Annotated in this window: 16 protein-coding genes and 1 other annotated feature; of the genes, 1 reads left to right on the top strand and 15 read right to left on the bottom strand. The window is 42.0% G+C overall.

Features of this window, described 5'->3' with window-relative positions:
• Positions 1 to 165: 165 nt before the first annotated feature.
• The 10 genes from HMPREF1518_RS02955 to HMPREF1518_RS02910 form a co-directional block, all read right to left on the bottom strand.
• Positions 166 to 2,235 carry a glucosaminidase domain-containing protein gene (locus HMPREF1518_RS02955; RefSeq protein ID WP_033584047.1) on the bottom strand — a complete coding sequence of 690 codons (2,070 nt, stop codon included), beginning with the start codon at positions 2,233 to 2,235 and terminating at the stop codon, positions 166 to 168.
• A 110-nt stretch (positions 2,236 to 2,345) separates the two neighbouring features.
• Positions 2,346 to 3,332 (bottom strand): dihydroorotate dehydrogenase, encoded by a 987-nt coding sequence (locus tag HMPREF1518_RS02950; RefSeq protein ID WP_197018554.1) that lies wholly within the window; start codon positions 3,330 to 3,332, stop codon positions 2,346 to 2,348.
• A complete protein-coding gene (locus HMPREF1518_RS02945; RefSeq protein ID WP_001070094.1) occupies positions 3,295 to 4,095 on the bottom strand; it encodes a dihydroorotate dehydrogenase electron transfer subunit in 801 nt (266 codons plus the stop codon). Before HMPREF1518_RS02945 ends, HMPREF1518_RS02950 begins: the two co-directional genes overlap by 38 nt.
• A 245-nt stretch (positions 4,096 to 4,340) precedes the next feature.
• The gene (gloA, locus tag HMPREF1518_RS02940) at positions 4,341 to 4,721 is read right to left on the bottom strand and encodes a lactoylglutathione lyase (RefSeq protein WP_000157153.1); all 381 of its coding nucleotides are present in this window, start codon (positions 4,719 to 4,721) and stop codon (positions 4,341 to 4,343) included.
• Between the two features lie 57 nt (positions 4,722 to 4,778).
• Positions 4,779 to 5,138 (bottom strand): 50S ribosomal protein L20, encoded by a 360-nt coding sequence (gene rplT, locus HMPREF1518_RS02935; RefSeq protein ID WP_000124830.1) that lies wholly within the window; start codon positions 5,136 to 5,138, stop codon positions 4,779 to 4,781.
• Between the two features lie 51 nt (positions 5,139 to 5,189).
• On the bottom strand, positions 5,190 to 5,390 hold the full coding sequence (gene rpmI / locus HMPREF1518_RS02930; protein WP_001125942.1) for a 50S ribosomal protein L35: 201 nt from the start codon (positions 5,388 to 5,390) through the stop codon (positions 5,190 to 5,192).
• 32 nt (positions 5,391 to 5,422) lie between these two features.
• Positions 5,423 to 5,953, bottom strand: a complete 531-nt coding sequence (gene infC / locus HMPREF1518_RS02925; RefSeq protein ID WP_000848184.1) for a translation initiation factor IF-3 — start codon at positions 5,951 to 5,953, stop codon at positions 5,423 to 5,425.
• Positions 5,954 to 5,968: 15 nt separating this feature from the next.
• Positions 5,969 to 6,100: a sequence feature (ribosomal protein L20 leader region), on the bottom strand.
• Between the two features lie 73 nt (positions 6,101 to 6,173).
• The gene (locus HMPREF1518_RS02920) at positions 6,174 to 8,414 is read right to left on the bottom strand and encodes a DNA internalization-related competence protein ComEC/Rec2 (RefSeq protein WP_033584043.1); all 2,241 of its coding nucleotides are present in this window, start codon (positions 8,412 to 8,414) and stop codon (positions 6,174 to 6,176) included.
• Complete coding sequence (locus tag HMPREF1518_RS02915) at positions 8,398 to 9,051, bottom strand: helix-hairpin-helix domain-containing protein (protein ID WP_033584041.1); 654 nt, start codon at positions 9,049 to 9,051, stop codon at positions 8,398 to 8,400. Before HMPREF1518_RS02915 ends, HMPREF1518_RS02920 begins: the two co-directional genes overlap by 17 nt.
• Before the next feature lie 66 nt (positions 9,052 to 9,117).
• Positions 9,118 to 9,687, bottom strand: coding sequence for a GNAT family N-acetyltransferase (locus HMPREF1518_RS02910; protein ID WP_033584039.1), 570 nt, complete (start codon positions 9,685 to 9,687; stop codon positions 9,118 to 9,120).
• A 176-nt stretch (positions 9,688 to 9,863) separates the two neighbouring features.
• Here HMPREF1518_RS02910 and ald point away from each other — a divergent pair, with 176 nt between their 5' ends.
• The gene (gene ald, locus HMPREF1518_RS02905) at positions 9,864 to 10,976 is read left to right on the top strand and encodes an alanine dehydrogenase (RefSeq protein ID WP_033584037.1); all 1,113 of its coding nucleotides are present in this window, start codon (positions 9,864 to 9,866) and stop codon (positions 10,974 to 10,976) included.
• Positions 10,977 to 11,025: 49 nt separating this feature from the next.
• Here the strand turns inward: ald and HMPREF1518_RS02900 are convergent, their stop codons facing one another.
• The 5 genes from HMPREF1518_RS02900 to frr all read right to left on the bottom strand — a co-directional run bounded on the left by HMPREF1518_RS02900 (position 11,026) and on the right by frr (position 14,393).
• Entirely contained in the window at positions 11,026 to 12,012 is a 987-nt protein-coding gene (locus HMPREF1518_RS02900; protein WP_033584036.1) for a PhoH family protein, read from the bottom strand.
• 80 nt (positions 12,013 to 12,092) lie between these two features.
• The gene (locus HMPREF1518_RS02895; RefSeq protein ID WP_001232084.1) at positions 12,093 to 12,308 is read right to left on the bottom strand and encodes a YozE family protein; all 216 of its coding nucleotides are present in this window, start codon (positions 12,306 to 12,308) and stop codon (positions 12,093 to 12,095) included.
• A 23-nt stretch (positions 12,309 to 12,331) separates the two neighbouring features.
• Positions 12,332 to 12,910 carry a GrpB family protein gene (locus HMPREF1518_RS02890; RefSeq protein ID WP_033584034.1) on the bottom strand — a complete coding sequence of 193 codons (579 nt, stop codon included), beginning with the start codon at positions 12,908 to 12,910 and terminating at the stop codon, positions 12,332 to 12,334.
• 11 nt (positions 12,911 to 12,921) lie between these two features.
• Positions 12,922 to 13,776 carry an RNA-binding virulence regulatory protein CvfB gene (cvfB, locus tag HMPREF1518_RS02885; RefSeq protein ID WP_033584032.1) on the bottom strand — a complete coding sequence of 285 codons (855 nt, stop codon included), beginning with the start codon at positions 13,774 to 13,776 and terminating at the stop codon, positions 12,922 to 12,924.
• Between the two features lie 59 nt (positions 13,777 to 13,835).
• A complete protein-coding gene (gene frr / locus HMPREF1518_RS02880) occupies positions 13,836 to 14,393 on the bottom strand; it encodes a ribosome recycling factor (protein ID WP_001262236.1) in 558 nt (185 codons plus the stop codon).

Genomic DNA, 14,393 nt, shown 5'->3' with positions numbered 1-14,393 from the left:
AAATCTCCTTTTTATATGGTGATTAGATTAATATCTCCTATTACATTTTACCATCATTTTGTTAATTGTTCAAGAATAAATATACTGTTATTATACTATTTCTCCCCCGATGTCCAAAACAAAAACGATAACCACTTTTCAGTAGTTACCGTTGATTTCTTTTGATTAGTCTTTCCCACCAAGTTTGCTATTGATGGTCATCATGATGCTGGCTATCTTCTCACCCCAGTATGGATCAGAAGCATAGCGAACATTCATACCAGAAGCTTTGTTCCCAAGGTGGTCTCTGCCATAGTCGATGTAGTTCTCACGAATCCACTTGGCTGCTCCGAGAATTCCTTTGTCCACATTATCAAAGCTCTTGGCTGAGAGATATGGGCTAGTATCATAAGCAGCAATACCAAAGAAGTTGTTCTTATCTCTGGCAATTTGACTGCGTCCCCACGCACTTTCAAGAGCACTATGCGCCATCAAGTAAAGGGCATTGACACCATAGCGTTCCTCAGCTTCTTTGAAAGTCGCTCCTTTACCTGCTAGAGGACTATCCTGCAAGTTCATCAACGAATACAGTTTATCCAATTCAGCTGCACTATAATTACTTGGTTCTCTCAAGTTTTTATAAAGGAAAGGATTTTTAATGGTAAAACCATCAAAATGCTCTCCATCAGTTGAGTAGTACTTCTTACCAATAACCATGGCAGAGGTGTGTGGAGCTACTTTGATACTCGTATATGGAGAGAGTTCATGGTAGAGGAATTTCCCATCAGTAGTATAATGAGGGATAAATTCGCTTCCTTCATCCACTGCTGTCAAATCACTTTGATTCATATAGCCAGACAAGCCAGAAATCGAAACTGCAAGTCGGCCACCTTTTCGAGTAGAGCTATCCAGTGAGACAATGCTTCCTTGGTTGATATAACTCAAGATTTCTCCAGATGCACTGTAGACATAGGCTGTGATAGGTTTAACTTTGTAATATTTGGTTTTATCCGCAACATGCCATTTACCGGAAGCATCCAAGGTATGACCATCTACAGTCTCGTTTTTTGCCATATAACCGCCTGATTTAAGGTAATACCATGATTGGTCGGATGAATCGTAGATAAGCTCTTTCTCAGCCATCTTCCCGTTTGACTTGAGGTAGAACCAATTGTTCTTGTACCATACCCACTCACTCGCAGCCATATAACCGCCAGATTTGAGATAGTAGTAACCATTATCCCAGAGCCATTCTTTATTGGCATAATTTCCATCAGAGTTAATATAGAACCAAGAGTTATAATTCTTGTCAAAGAGCCAACCTTTACCTGCTTTTGCTCCACTGCTCGTCACATAGCTACGGTCAATCCAAGTTTCTGTGGAGAGGTAGCCACCGGATTTGAAATGGTAATCCTTGCCTTTGATCGTTTCCCAGCCTTTTTCAGCATAGGTTCCGTCTGCTTGCAAGTAAAACCACGAGTTATAATTCTTGTCAAAGAGCCATTCGGATTTCAGTTTAGCTCCACTCTTTGCAACATAGAAGCGGCCAATCCAGCGCTCGGTAGAAAGATAGCCTCCAAATTTGAAATGGTAGTCCTTTCCATCTATGGTTTGCCAGCCATTTTCAGCATAGGTACCATCTTGTTGAATGTAGAACCAACTGCTATAGTTGTCATCATAAATCCAACCTTGTTTGACCTTATTACCATTTTCTGACAAATAGTTCTTACCAAGCCAAGTACCTCTCAGCATTTTACCTTGAGAATTAACGTAGTACTCGTTTCCACCTTGAGTGACCCACTCATCTTTGGCCATCTTGCCATCTTCTTTAAGGTAATATTTTTCCTGACCTTGTTGAATCCACTCATTTTGAGCTTTTTGACCATCAGACTTGAGATAATACCAGGATTGTTTTTCTTGGTCAAACACCCATTGATTCTTGACCCTAGCACCACTTTCAGCCACATAGTACTGGTTAATCCAAGCTTTTGTGGCTAATTTCCCGGTCTCGTTAAAATAGTAATCCTTACCACCAACAGTCAGCCAGCCGTTTTCTGCACGTTGTCCATCAGCCTTAAGATAAAACCAATTCTGATACGTTTGGTCAAAGATCCACTGGTTGGTTGCTGGTTTTCCATCAGCTTTGAGGTAGGTCTTTCCTTTCCAAGTCCCTTCATCTGCTTTAGCTGTTTCTAGTACAGTAAAAAAACACCCCAATAAGCCAGCACTTACTAGGGCCACTTTCCATCGTTTCATTTAAATGCTCCAATAACGTTTTCTAAACCCTATTGTAACATAGTTAACCGACGAAAATATTACAAATTGATGAAGATTCTATTTCTTGTTGACAATAAGGAAGACCTAGCTTATCTCAGACTGGCTTTGACTTCCTTACGGAGATCTTCCAAACTGCTAATGCCATATTTGTCCATAACTTTTGGTAAATTTTCGATGATATCAGGACAGGCATAAGGATTGGTAAAGTTGGCTGTTCCAACTCCGATGGCAGACGCTCCAGCCAGATACATTTCTAGTGCAGCCTCTGCCGAATCCACTCCTCCCATTCCAATGATGGGAAGGTCTGTTGTTTGGGCGACTTGACGAATGAGTTTGAGGGCTACTGGAAAGACTGCTGGACCAGACATTCCACCTGTTCCATTGGCTAGGATTGGTTTTCTGGTTTTAAGGTCAAAGCGCATACCGACTAGAGTATTGATCATGGTTAAGCCACTTGCCCCTGCATACTCTGCTGCTTTTGCGACGGTGACAATATCCGTCACGCTAGGGGTTAACTTAACATAAACTGGCACATCAGAGGCTTCCACAGCTGCCTTTACCACTTCATAAGCTAGATCAGGATCTTGCCCAATCAAAAGTCCATGATTGCCATGATCCACATTCGGACAAGAGATATTGAGCTCGATAGCTTTTACATTTGTAGCCTTGGAAATCCCCTGAGAAACGGCAGCGTACTCTTGTTTTGAAAAGCCAGCTACATTAGCGATGATAGGAAGATTTGGGTATTCTCTTTCCAACCAAGGAAGTTTTTCAGCCAAAACAGCTTCTAAACCAGGATTTTGTAAACCGATTGCGTTGAGCATACCAGCAGGTGTCTCTGCCACCCTTGGAGTTGGATTGCCAAAACGGGGTTCAAGTGTCGTCGCCTTGATCATAATAGAGCCTAAAAGGTCTAAATCATAGTACTTGGCATACTCTTGACCAAAACCAAAACAGCCTGATGCTGGTATAATTGGATTTTTCAAATCCAAACCAGGAAGAGAAACTTGTAAACGATTTTTAGTCATAATTTTCTCCTTATAACACAACTGTTCCTGTGCGGAAAACAGGGCCATCTTCACAGACGCGTTGACTGACAGTCTCACTATCTGGCACTTTTAGAACGCAGGCATAGCAAGCCCCCATCCCACAAGCCATACGAGATTCCAGAGATAGGTAGGCTCTTGGGTGGTCATAAAAGGTTTGATTGATGTACTTCATCATTCCAGGTGCCCCACATGAGTAAACCGCATCAAATTGACTACCTAAATCATTGATAACAACAGAAACATTTCCCTTGATGCTATAAGAACCATCATCTGTCGTTACAAATACCTGACCATATTGGGCCAATTCGGTTTCGAGAATAACAGCATCCTTAGTCGCAAAACCGAGGACTGTCACTACTGTCACCCCACGCGCATGCAATTCCTTAGCCACCTCAAGCAAGGGTGGAACACCGATCCCACCACCAACGAGGAGAACTTGGCTCTGATTGTCTAAATCAGACAAGTCAAAACCATTTCCCTGAGGCCCCATCACATCAAGAGTATCTCCCTGACTTAAGGTTGAAAAAATAGCGGTTCCAGCACCCTCTATCCGATAAATGAGATGACACTGCTTATTTGCCTTGTCAATAGACGAAATTGAAATAGGACGGCGCAAGAGATGGGCATCATCAGGCACACGTAGATGTAGAAATTGGCCTGCTCGCATAGCTTCAACCATTTCTCCTTCTAGAACTAATTCAAAGATTGCTGGCGCAATTTCCTCCTGTTCAACCACCTTCATGGTTTCCAAACGAATGGCACCCAAACGCTTCTTACATGTGGGATTCATGATTTTCCTCCTTAAATTTAAGGGGACCAGATAAAGAAAAGGCCTTGCTAATGCAAGGCCTCAGTTAGGTTAGGCTAGAACTCATGCGCACACTTAAAAAGTCTCCACAGAGAGTCCCCTATCCCTTTTATCTGACACCTTGTGAGTCTCTCTGGACTCCCCTTAAAGGTTAAATTTGTATTAGTATACCCTTTCAAAGAAAAAAAGTCAAGTAGAAAACGAACATTCTACTTGACATTACTCGATTATTTTTCACGAATCACTTCGACTTTGTAGCCATCAGGATCCTTGACAAAGTAATAGTTTGGTGCAGTTCCTGGTAGACCATTTGGCTCAGTCACTTCATATCCTTTTGCACTGTGCTCTTGATGAAGCGCTTCAAGGTCAGGTGTACTGAGGGCGATATGTGCAAAACCATCTCCCACCACATAAGGGCCGTGATCGTAGTTATAAGTCAATTCCAACTCATAGTCGTCACCCTCAAGTCCTAGATAGACAATCGTGAAGGCATGATCTGGAAAATCTCTGCGACGCAATTCTTTAAATCCAAAAGCATCTTGATAAAATGCGATTGATTTTTCAAGGTTTTCTACTCGCAAACAAGTGTGTAGCATTTTTGAAGCCATATATTCTCCTTTATTTTTAAAAAGACTGGGACAATCCTGTTCCAGTCTTATCAATTATTATTTACCAAGTTTTGCTTTAGCTGCATCTGCAAGAGCTGTGAAAGCTGCTGCATCATTAACAGCCAAATCAGCAAGCATTTTACGGTTAACTTCGATTTCAGCCAATTTCAAACCATGCATCAATTGTGAGTATGAAAGTCCGTTCAAACGAGCTGCCGCATTGATACGAGTGATCCACAATTTGCGGAAGTCACGTTTTTTCTGACGACGGTCACGGTATGCATAGTAGTAAGAGTTCATTACTTGTTCTTTTGCAGTACGGAACAAGATGTGTTTAGCTCCATAGTAACCTTTTGCTAATTTAAGAATACGTTTACGACGTTTGCGTGATACAACGCCACCTTTAACACGTGCCATGTTTTATTTCCTCCAAATATTTCCTAGAATTGTTTACTTACTATTAGGCTATTATTTCAAGCGAGTAAGCATTGCTTTGATACGTTTGAAATCTCCTGAATGCACCATAGATGCTTTACGAAGATGACGACGTTGTTTCTTAGTTTTTCCGTGGAAACGGTGAGAAGTGTAAGCACGGAAACGTTTAAGTCCACCAGAACCTGTACGTTTGAAACGTTTAGCTGATGCGCGGTGTGTTTTTTGTTTTGGCATGATTTTTTCTCCTTTATTTAACTTTCTGACAATTATTTTTTGTCAGTTGCTGGCGCCAACTGCATGAACATTTGGCGTCCATCCATCTTAGCTCGTTGTTCGATGATTGCAATATCTTGTGTTGCTTCAGCAAACTCGGCTAAAACTTTTGCACCAATCTCTTTATGGGTGATCATACGCCCTTTAAAGCGAATGGATACCTTAACTTTATTTCCTTTTTCAAGGAACTTGCGTGCATTGCGAAGTTTTGTGTCAAAGTCACCCTTGTCAATAGTTGGACTCAGACGAACTTCTTTCACAGTAACAACACTTTGTTTTTTACGTTGTTCTTTTTGCTTTTTCTGATACTCAAATTTGAACTTACCGTAGTCCATAATTTTAGCAACAGGTGGTTTTGCTTGGGGTTGAATCAATACTAAGTCAACATTTGCACTATCAGCCAATGCTTGCGCTTCGCTGAGTGGCTTGATGCCTAGCTGTTCTCCCTCAAGACCGATCAAGCGAACTTCACGTACACGAATTTCATCATTGATGAATAAGTCTTGCTTTGCTATGGTTTTCACCTCTTTTTTATTATTAGAGAAAAACAATAGCGGACTCGTAATGATACAAGCCCGCACGTTATGATAGCGTTTCTTAGAAACTTTTCATCCGTAGGGCCAGGCAACTTGATGTCACAAGGCGAGAAGCTCTCACTTCTGCTTTTCTCAACTTTTATATGATACCAAGTTTTCTATCCCTTGTCAAGATAAAAAGTCAATTTTTCGAAAAACTTTGTCTATTTTATCGCACCGTTTCAATTCGCCAACTATTCCATCCTTTAAAGCGGATAGCCCCTTGCTGGTCAGTTCTGTAAATCTTACTCTTGATACTTTCCATTCGTGTCAAGGTTTCCTGATGGGGAAGTTTCGCACGATTGTTTTTTCCAACTGAGATGAGAGTAATTTCTGGTTTGATTTTTTCTATGAAAGCTGGATTGGATGATGTTTTAGCACCATGTTGGCTTGCTTTCAAGACATCCACCTCTAAGTCAGGATATTGCTTTAGAAGATCCTTCTCTCCCTTCTCTTTCAAGTTTCCAGTAAAGAGAAAATGCTTATCCAAGAGTTTTCCATAAAGAACCAGAGAATCATCACGATTCCTATCTCCAATCTTCCTTGGAGATAGGACTTCTAAGTAACTGCCAAAAATCGGCAAGTTCTCCCCTGCTGCCACACTGCGCACCTCGGTTTGGCTTGCTTCTAGCTCCGCTACAAATTCCTTCTGTGTCAGACTTCCTTTTGATACTAAAATCTCTCCGACATGGAAAGCCTTTGTTACTTCTAGCAAATCGCCAACATGCTCCTTGTCTGTATTGGTCAAAACCAGCTGGTCAATCTTGTCTACTCCTCGACTTTTAAGATAGGGAATCAAGGTTCTCTGGGCATTGCTGGTCGTCGCCTTTTCTTGCCATTTTTCAATTTTCTTATCAGACTCTGCCTTGCCTCCCACGTCTATGAGAATGGTTTTTCCAGTTACATCCCGTAGGAAAATACTTTCTCCCTGCCCTACATCCAGCATGGTAATTTCATTTTCCAGAGGATGCTTGATTAAGAAAAAGAGCCCTATGACAAAGAGACTGAATCCTGCTAGTCTTTTGATGTTTTTCCTAAAATCATACAGTATTGCCAAGGAAATTAACAGTAGAATCAACAGCCATGCGTTGGGTTGTCCAAAGACCAAGGGCCTACTTGCCATCTGTGAAACCAAGCGAATGATGCCCTCCAACCACTCAAAGACAAAGTTAAACTGAGTGACTGGGTAAACAAAAGACAGAATGAATAAGATGGACAAAAGCGGTAAGAATACCACATCAAACAGAAAAGAAAAGACAAAGGTCAAAAGGATAGACCAAGGCTGAAATTCTGCAAAATAGAAGGATAGAATGGGCAATATTCCCAAGGAAATGACCAGACTTTCTCTAGCAACAGCCTTGATCCCCTCCCCTTCTTTGCTGGTCATGGTCAAGATAAAAGCATAAGCACAAGACAAGACCCCTCCAGCTGTCAAGAAAAAGTTGGGCATGATGATAAAGAGGACAAGGATCGTCAAGGCAAAATTATCCAAGCCCTTAATACCATGTTGTGCTAGTAACTTTTGCAAGAGACTGCGAATGACCGAAGCTGAAAATCCTGTCAGACCTGCATAGATAAGAGAAAAGGGATAAGTTAGCCACTTCAACTTTTCTTGAGTTAAGCCCAATCGCAAGAGGAGTTTCTTAAAGGCATCCATGAAAAAGCCCACCTGCATACCCGACAAGGCAAAGAGATGGATAATTCCAAGACTGGAATAGAGCTCATTCATTTCCTCAAAGTCCGTGTCCAAATGTCCTAAAAGAAGACCTGTCATATAATTGCGCATAGGATCTGGAAAGCGCTTCTTGATCCAAACTACAGCCTTCCGACGTAAACCAGACAGATTTTCTCCTATATCCCAACTTCTAACCTGTTTCATTGACTGGATACTCTTGATAGTCAAAGTTTGGTAAATTCCTTGAGTCTTTAGATAGGCTTGATAGTCAAATCCACCAAAATTCCTCTGACCTTCAGGCTCTGAAAGTTTTCCTTCTATCTCTATCTCGTGAAGGTCTGTTAAGGCCTGAAAGAGCTTTTTCTCCTCCTCAGACTGGAGTTTATAGTAAACTTGTAAGGTGCGGCCGTCAGCCTTGCCCCGAAAGGACAGACTATCTCCATTGACCTTAATAGTGTCAGGCAAAATCCGTACCCTCTTAACAGAATCCACTAGGTTTTGACTAGCTTGTGTCTGTTGCCAAGTTTGAAACAGAAACCAAAATCCAAAAACTCCACAAATAGCTAGAACTTTACCAGTCGATTTCCAAGGAAATTGAAAAAAGAGACAGACAAGCAAAAAAACAAAACCTAGCAGTGCGAGATAGGACGCTCCAAAAATGGCATAGTAAAGCCAGAGTAACAGAAAACTCAAATAGATTAGGGGGATAGGGAAATTCTTAATCCACTGTAACATAGTCTTTTAGCTTTTCTATGGTCTTAGCGCCAATGCCAGAGACCTTCTTGAGTTCATCTACCGACTTGAATTTACCATTTGCCTCACGATGATCGATAATATCCTGGGCTCGTTTTCCTCCCAAGCCTTTGACCTGCTTGAGTTCTTCCAGACTAGCTTTATTGAGGTTGACCTTCTTTTCTTTACTTGTCGAAGGAGTCGTTCCAGAGGCAGCCTGCTGCTGACTAGCTGCTTCTTCTCCCTTAGTTGGAACATAGACAAGAGCCTCGTCACTGACTTTCTGAGCGAGATTTAGCGATTTACTATCTGCTTCCTCTGTCAGTCCACCAGCTTTCTGAACGGCATCATGAACCCTACTGCCAACTGGCAAATCATAAATCCCTGGTGATTTGACAGCACCTTTGACATCCACTGTGATCAGATCTTGTTCAGGAGACTCTTCCTTTTCCTCCTTCTTCACTTCTTTTTCAGCCGATGAATCCTTTGAAACGGCCGCAACTTCGGTCTGCAAATTTGTTTCTTTCACAGATGTTTGTGTAGCTGGCTTTAGCAGGAAAAATCCGCCTAAGGCCAGACCCAAACCTGCACAGATGACAATGATTTTATACTCTTTGATTTTCTCGATAATTGCTTCCATATTTTCTCCTCTCTTAAGTTATTCGCAAGAGAAAGAAAAAACAGTCGAAAATTTCTTTTCAACTGCTTATTTATTTGCAAAATAATCTTCCTTGGTCAAGACATAATGAACTCTTGTGATGATTCGACCTGGTTCTTTTTTGTCCATTCTGGCATATGGTTCTTCGTGGGAAAAGCGCATACCTGATTTCTGCATGACCTTTCCTGACGCGGGATTATCCTTATCGTGTAAAGCAACTAACTTGTTCATTCCAATCTTCTCAAAAGTCAGCTCAATCACGGCACGATTGGCTTCTGTCGTCAATCCTTGATTCCAATACTTTTGGTTAATAATGTAACCAATAGCTGCTTTTTTGAGAATGGGGTCAATCTTGTGCAAATCAATAGTTCCAATAAACTGACCATTGCTTTTTAATTCGATTCCCCAACGGCCCAAGGGATTAGACAAGTAAAACTGAGCAATGTTGTTCTTAGTTTCTTCTAAGCTTTGATTTGTTGGAAAAGTGTATCGTGTATTTTCTCTGTCTGAAGCATACTCAAACATAGCTTCTGCATCATCCAAGGTTACAGGTCGGAGCAATAAACGCTTCGTTTCTATAGTTGGGTACTGGGCAAATTTCACAAATATTGATTCCATACTTTTCCCTCCATTAGAGCTTGATTCTCACTAGTCTAGCATAAATAAATTTGGATGACAAGTTTTTCTTGATTTTTGAAGCGGTTTCATATACAATAAAACCATCACATTTTTGATTTATGAACTGGAATGTGACAACCAAAACAAGACCGTCAATTGAAAGGTAGGTTATCTCTATGTTAATCGGAATCCCAAAAGAAATTAAAAATAATGAAAACCGTGTTGCCCTCACTCCTGCTGGCGTCCACAGTTTAGTCAGTCGTGGACATCGTGTTCTCATCGAAACAAATGCTGGTCTCGGTTCAGGATTTACTGATGCAGACTATCAAAAGCAAGGAGCTGAGATTGTCGCAACTGCTGCTGAAGCCTGGGCAGCCGAATTAGTCGTGAAAGTAAAAGAACCACTAGCTTCTGAATACGGTTATTTGCGCGATGATCTTCTCCTCTTCACTTACTTGCACATGGCCGCTGCACCAGAATTAGCAGGTGCTATGTTAGCAGCCAAAACAACAGGAATTGCCTATGAAACTGTTCGTGACAATCAAGGACAACTACCACTCCTCGTTCCTATGAGTGAGGTTGCAGGTCGTATGGCTGTTCAAATCGGAGCTCACTTCCTTACTAAGCAAGCTGGTGGTTCTGGTGTCCTACTAGGTGGTGTACCAGGTGTTCCAAAAGGAAAAGTAACCATCATCGGTGGTGGTGTCGTCGGTACACATGCTGCCCGCATCGCCCTTGGTCTTGGTGCTCAAGTAACTATTTTAGATATCAGTGCTAAGCGTCTCTCAGCTCTAGAAGAAGTCTTTGGAAACCAAATCCAAACTCTTATGTCTAATTCATTCAACATCGAAGCAAGTGTGAGAGATGCTGATGTGGTGATTGGTGCGGTTCTCATCCCTGGTGCCAAAGCACCAAAATTGGTGACAGAAGAGATGGTCAAACAAATGCGTCCAGGCTCTGTCATCGTTGATGTTGCCGTTGACCAAGGTGGCGTTATCGAGACAGCTGACCGTGTGACAACACACGATGAACCCGTCTATGAAAAACACGGTGTTCTCCACTATGCCGTTGCCAATATCCCTGGTGCGGTTGCCCGTACTTCAACCATCGCCCTAACCAATGTCACTCTTCCTTATATCGAAGCTCTTGCTGGCAAAGGATTCGCACAAGCAATTGCTGAAGATGAGGGCTTGCGTCAAGGTGTGACCACTTATCAAGGTTACTTAACTAGCCTCCCAGTTGCTCAAGGCCTCGATAAAGAGCACACGTCTATCGACGAACTTGTTTAAAGCTAGACACTCATTAAAAAAAGCAGTTCACATCTGAACTGCTTTTTTGCTATTCTGTTTCTTGGTTCTTTTCTTCAACCTTAACTGGAGCGGGTTCATAAGCTCGAATAATCTGAGCGACAACCGGATGGCGAACCACATCTTTGGCTGAAAAATGAACAAAGTCAATTTGGTGAATGTTCTTAAGCTTTTCTTGGGCATCAATCAAACCTGACTTGACATTACGTGGTAGGTCAATCTGGCTGATATCTCCATTGACAATCATCTTCGAATTAAAGCCTAAACGAGTCAGGAACATCTTCATCTGCATGATGGTTGTATTTTGTGCTTCATCCAAGATGACAAAGGCATCATCTAAGGTCCGACCACGCATGTAGGCAAGGGGCGCTATTTCAATGATTTCACGCTCCATGAGACGAGTCGTCTGGTCTTTCCCGAGAATCTGGTACAAAGCATCGTAAACAGGTCGAAGATAAGGATCCACCTTCTCCTTGAGATCACCCGGAAGAAATCCTAGACTCTCACCTGCTTCCACTGCTGGACGAGTAAGGATAATCCGCTTGACTTGCCCACGTTTAAGAGCAGTCACTGCCAAGGTCACTGCAAGAAAGGTCTTCCCTGTCCCTGCAGGTCCGATTCCAAAGGTCACATCATGCTGTTTGACACTGTCCACATAAAGCTTTTGACCTAAGGTTTTGACACGGATCGGTTTCCCAGTATTGTCTTTGATAATTTCTTCTTCGTAAAGGGCGACAAACTTGTCGATTTCATCGTTTTTGACCATGCTAATCGCAGTGACCACATCTGGTGTGCCAACCGTCATTCCTCGATTAACCAAAACCATCAAGGCTTGGATAACCTGACGGGCTTCCTCACAGGCAGGCTCTTCTCCCAAAACCTGTACAATCTCCGTACGGGCATGAATGACAACATCGAGCTCTTCTTCCATCAAACGAAGATGGCGCTCGTTGGATCCAAAAAGATGAAACAAGTCATCTGGATGACTTAGTTGAATGTCAATTGAATGTTCCTTCAAATAAAGAACCTCTCTAATCCGTTTATTTCTTTTTATTATAGCAAAGAGAACAATAAAATACTAGCCTCATCTCATTGTCTCTAGTGTTCTAAGTATTCTTGCCAGATGGCGTCAAAGTCTCCTAGGTTAAAAGAGAAACTGGCATGCTCCTCCAAAAAGCGACTCACCTCATCAAAATCATCCGTGTGTTTTGGGAAGGCTGACTCCTCAAAAGCGAGGTCTGCCAAGATGGCTTTAGGGCTGTTACTTTTAGGATTGCGCTCGGTCATGAGCCAAGTGTAAAATGATTTTCTCAATTCTTTCTCCTATCAAGAGTTTTTTAATGACACTTTTCTGATTCTTGAAAATTACTGGACTTAGCCTTTGATACGTAGTGGTTTATAAAATCCGTTTTCGCATCTGTATAGGCGTCTCGGTTGTGTTCAAATTTTTTCCACAAACTTAGTTTTAATTCCTGATACGCTTGGGCAATATCTGGATGCTGGCAGAGATAATCTCTAAAATAAATCTCGTCATGATCTCCCGTCATTCGTAAATGTAAATGAAAAACTTTCTCAGCAAATCCCTGCTCTGTATATCCTTTATTTAGCGAAATTCTGTTAGGACTCTCCGACATCACTAGCCACCCATTCTTCACCAATAAATCCCTAACTCTTGCTAAATCCTCTATTCTACCTACTTCTAACAGAATATCAACGATATTTTTGGCCCAAATATTAGGGATAGCAGTGCTACCGATATGTTCTATTCTTTGAATAACATTTGCACCCAATATTGTTTTCACATTTGTTTTTTCCAATTCATACCAGTCTTTCCACTCTGACTTGTGCTCTACTAGAAAAATAGGAAAAAGTTGCCAGAGTTCCTCTAAACTCATTTCTTCAAGTTTCTTTATCATGTCTATAAGACCTAAATCAACTCTGTCCCAAACTGGTCTTGCTTGATTTTACCAGCCTTCATCAATCCACCGAGTGCTTTCTTGAACTGACCTTTAGAAATGCCAAAGGTTGCCTTGATGTCTTCAGGAGATGACTTATCATTTAAGGTCATGAACCCACCATTGCTTTCCAAGTAGGTCAAAATCATCTGAGCATCATTTTCCAACATTTCAAAGGAACGTGGTTTGAGGGATAGGTTCAAGGTACGGTCCACTTCACGGAAACCGATAACACGCGCATCTAGCACTTGGCCTAAACGTGGCTCTGCATAGCGCTCACTTGGGTGAATGAAACCAAGCATGTTATTCTCTGGTAGGTATACAAAAGTTCCTGATAGCTTGAGGCGGTAAACAATGGCTGGCCAGTTTTGGTTCTGCATGTTGTTGTAAGCAGGACGCGCCAGACGTTGGAAGTCTTCCTGATACGCCAAGAGTCCCCAGATTCGGTCTTTCTTGTCCACTTCAAGGCGGATGTAAAGTTTATCACCCTTCTTAGGCCAGAGTTCCTTGAGCTCAGGGAGGATATCGAGTGACACAACGATTTCCTTATCAGGTAGACCGGTATCGACAAAGACGCCCAAGTCCTTACGAACTTCTGTTACGGTTCCCCAACCAAATTGGTCCTGAGTGGCAGTGACTTCTAGAGTAGTCAAGCGGAGTTTTTGCTTCATATCTGTGTAAGCAAAACCTTTGACTGTATCACCTACCGTATGCTGACCTTCTTCCTTGGCAAGAGCATAGGTCTGACCATCCTTTTGCACAAAGTAAAAACGGTCATTTTCATCGATGATGAGTCCAACGATAAAATTTGCAAGATTTGTGTTCATATTTCCTTCTTTCGAATAAAACTCAGCCAGCAATGCCAACTGAGTTTTTCTGTTTATTTTTAGACTTCCAAAAGTTCTTTTTCCTTGTTGGCAGTCATATCGTCGATGTGTTTCACAGCATCGTCTGTTACTTTTTGAATATCTTTTTCAAGGGTCTTCAATTCGTCTTCAGTGATTTCTTTTGCTTTTTCTTGTTTCTTAGCTTCGTCCATAGCATCACGGCGGATATTGCGGACAGCCACTTTAGCATTTTCACCAACCTTCTTCACTTCTTTAGCAAGGTCACGACGAGTCTCTTCTGTAAGAGCTGGGATAACCAAGCGGATCACAGAGCCGTCATTAGCTGGTGTGATACCAAGGTCAGAAGCGTTCAAGGCACGTTCGATGTCTTTCAATGAAGACTTGTCAAATGGTGTTACCAACAAGACACGCGCTTCTGGAATGGTAATTGAAGCGATTTGGTTAAGAGGAGTTTCGACTCCGTAGTATTCTACGTGGATACGGTCTAGCAAGCTTGCGTTGGCACGACCGGCACGGATACCACCAAATTCACGAGCAAGTGATTGGTGAGACTGGGTCATTCTCTCTTTAGCTTTTTCTACAATTGCATTAGCCAT

Origin of the sequence: Streptococcus sp. SR1, assembly GCF_000526075.1 — a bacterium.
In the GTDB taxonomy this organism is placed as follows: domain Bacteria; phylum Bacillota; class Bacilli; order Lactobacillales; family Streptococcaceae; genus Streptococcus; species Streptococcus halitosis.
This window is presented reverse-complemented; position numbering and strand designations above follow the sequence as displayed.

Coding starts and splice junctions, on each gene's coding strand:
- HMPREF1518_RS02955 (WP_033584047.1), bottom strand. CDS start 2,235: ATGAAACGATGGAAAGTGGCCCTAGTAAGTGCTGGCTTATTGGGGTGT.
- HMPREF1518_RS02950 (WP_197018554.1), bottom strand. CDS start 3,332: ATGGCCCTGTTTTCCGCACAGGAACAGTTGTGTTATAAGGAGAAAATT.
- HMPREF1518_RS02945 (WP_001070094.1), bottom strand. CDS start 4,095: ATGAATCCCACATGTAAGAAGCGTTTGGGTGCCATTCGTTTGGAAACC.
- gloA (WP_000157153.1), bottom strand. CDS start 4,721: ATGGCTTCAAAAATGCTACACACTTGTTTGCGAGTAGAAAACCTTGAA.
- rplT (WP_000124830.1), bottom strand. CDS start 5,138: ATGGCACGTGTTAAAGGTGGCGTTGTATCACGCAAACGTCGTAAACGT.
- rpmI (WP_001125942.1), bottom strand. CDS start 5,390: ATGCCAAAACAAAAAACACACCGCGCATCAGCTAAACGTTTCAAACGT.
- HMPREF1518_RS02920 (WP_033584043.1), bottom strand. CDS start 8,414: ATGTTACAGTGGATTAAGAATTTCCCTATCCCCCTAATCTATTTGAGT.
- HMPREF1518_RS02915 (WP_033584041.1), bottom strand. CDS start 9,051: ATGGAAGCAATTATCGAGAAAATCAAAGAGTATAAAATCATTGTCATC.
- HMPREF1518_RS02910 (WP_033584039.1), bottom strand. CDS start 9,687: ATGGAATCAATATTTGTGAAATTTGCCCAGTACCCAACTATAGAAACG.
- ald (WP_033584037.1), top strand. CDS start 9,864: ATGTTAATCGGAATCCCAAAAGAAATTAAAAATAATGAAAACCGTGTT.
- HMPREF1518_RS02890 (WP_033584034.1), bottom strand. CDS start 12,910: ATGATAAAGAAACTTGAAGAAATGAGTTTAGAGGAACTCTGGCAACTT.
- cvfB (WP_033584032.1), bottom strand. CDS start 13,776: ATGAACACAAATCTTGCAAATTTTATCGTTGGACTCATCATCGATGAA.
- frr (WP_001262236.1), bottom strand. CDS start 14,393: ATGGCTAATGCAATTGTAGAAAAAGCTAAAGAGAGAATGACCCAGTCT.